The organism is Streptomyces sp. TRM64462, from assembly GCF_013362995.1.
Taxonomy (GTDB): Bacteria; Actinomycetota; Actinomycetes; order Streptomycetales; family Streptomycetaceae; genus Streptomyces.
In genome coordinates this window covers 1-2,167 of the sequence record NZ_JABWDV010000004.1, presented here as the reverse complement: position 1 = coordinate 2,167, position 2,167 = coordinate 1, and the positions used below count along the sequence as shown (strand labels likewise).

The following is a 2,167-nucleotide window of genomic DNA, read 5'->3' as shown; positions in this document are numbered from 1 at the left end:
GCGGCCTGCCAGGCGGCGTGCAGTGTGCGCGCGTCGGACAGTTCGCGGCGCTGGGCGGCGGCGCCCTTCTCGGCGGCGGCGAGGGCCAGGGAGGCGTGCCGGTAGGCCAGTTCGGCCGCGATGAGGGAGCTGTGGGCGCGCGCCTGCTCCGCCTCGGTGACGGCGTGGGCGGCCGTGGTGACCTGCTGGGCGAGTTCGGCTGCGCGGCCGCGTTCCTCGGCGGCGCGGGCGGACAGGCGGCGGGCGAGGGCGCGGGTGCGGCGTTCGGCGGCGGTGTGGATGTCGCGGGCGCGTGCCCGGGTGTCGGCGGCCTCGACGATGCGGCCGAGGAGGTCGACGGAGCCCGCCGTGAAGTCGCGTTCGGCGGTGAGTTCGGCGCGGCGGCCGAGTTTGTTGCCGAAGCCGCTGACGAGGTCGGCGAGGCCGTCCGTGTCGCGCGTGTCGGTGACGGCGCGCAGGAGGAGGTCGGTGAAGTCGGAGTCCTTCTTGACCGCGAAGAGGCCGGCGGCCTCGCCCTCGTCGGCGTTCATCTCACGCTGGTAGCGGAAGAGTTCGGGGTCGAGACCGAGGTCGCCGAGGTGCTCGTTCCAGCGGTCGTGGATCTCCTCCCAGTACACCTCCAGGTGCGGGTAGGCCTTGCCTGCCTCGGTGAGCGCGTCGCGGAAGCCCTTCATGGTGCGGCGGCGGCCCTGCGCGCCGGAGGCTCCCTCGGCGGGCGCGCGCACGGCGGTGGACTCGGCGACGGGAAGGTTGTCGAGGCTGAGTCCCGGGCCGGGGCGGAAGGAGTACCAGGCCTCGGCGAACTTGCGGGGGTCGTTGGAGACCTGGCGGCCGCGCCACTCGCTGACCTTGCCGACGACGACGAGTTCGCCGGTGAGGGTGTGCTGCCACTCCAGGGCGACGTGGCCGCAGTCGTCGGCGAGCAGGAACTTGCGGAGCACGCCGGAGCTGGCGCCGCCGAGCGTGTTGCGGTGGCCGGGGAGCATCACCGAGAAGATCAGCTTGAGGAGGACGGACTTGCCGCCGCCGTTCTCCAGGAAGAGCACGCCGGCCGGCGCGGGGCGGCGCGGCGGGCCGACGGGCTCGTCCTCGAAGAACTCCGCCTGGGTGGGTGCGGGGTGGGGCACGGGCGCGCCCACTCCGCGCAGGTCCAGCACGGTGTCGGCGTAGCGGGCACCGGCGGGTCCGATGGAGTAGAGGCGGACCCGGGACAGCTCGTACATGGCGGCGGACTCTCGTAGTTGCGGCTTGGGGTGTTCTGCGGTGTTCTGCGGTGTTGTTGTTCTTGGGTGTTCTTCCGAGGGGCGGCGGAGCCTGGGCCCCTCGGTCAGGCGTGGAAGGGGAGTCCGGCGTCGGCGGCCAGTTCCAGATCGTCGCCCTCGGGCGGCGGGAGGAGCGTGGCGGAGCCGTCGGAGACGGGGACGACGCCTAGGTCGAGGAGTTCGGCCATGGCGGCGCTCCCGGCCATGTCCCGGACCTGGAGCTGGTAGCGGGCGGTGGTGCGGTAGGTGCCGCCGGCGTCGTCGCCGGTGCGCTGGAGGAAGCCGGAGTCGGTGAGGAAGGCGACGGCCTTGCCGATGATGCCGGTGGTGGAGCCTGCGAGGCGGCGGGCGTCCTTGGTGGCGCCGGTGGCGCTGCGGCGGGTGTAGACGCGCCAGGCGGCTTCGAGGCCGGGTGCGTCGGTCGCCGGGTCGGTGTTCTCGCCGGATTCCTCGGCGCGCTCCTCCAGGCGGCGGCAGGCCTGGCGTACGAAGGCGTCGACGCCGTTGACGCTGATGCGGCCGATGTACGTGTCGTCGGCGAGGTCCTCGGGGCGCGGGAACGCCAGGGCGGCGACGGCGAGGTGGGCGAGGCCGTGCAGGAACCGGTCGGCGGCGTCGGTGGAGGCGCGGCGGGCGTAGTCGCCCATGCGGACGGCGAAGACGGAGTCCTCGTCGGCGGTGACGGCCATGCCGGCGCGCGGGGAGACCTCCAGGACGACGAGGCCGAGGCCGGTGGCGACGGCGTCGGCGAGCCGGGCGAACGCCGGGTCGTCTCGGTAGCGGCGGAGCAGTTCGGCGTACTCGGCGTCACGGGCGGGCAGCAGCTTGGGCTGGAGGCCGAAGGAGACGAGCCGGGCGGCGTCGGCGGCGTCGGCGGGGGTGACGGCGCCGTGTGCGGATCCGGG

At 74.3% G+C, this 2,167-nt stretch carries 1 protein-coding gene and 1 pseudogene; both read right to left on the bottom strand.

The genetic code is table 11. The features are described from left to right. Window positions 1-1,223 (bottom strand): annotated as a pseudogene (locus HTZ82_RS00120) (hypothetical protein); the annotation flags it as partial. Between the two features lie 104 nt (window positions 1,224-1,327). Beyond that, a partial coding sequence (locus tag HTZ82_RS00115) for a hypothetical protein (protein ID WP_175407160.1) occupies window positions 1,328-2,167 on the bottom strand: 840 nt, incomplete at its 5' end.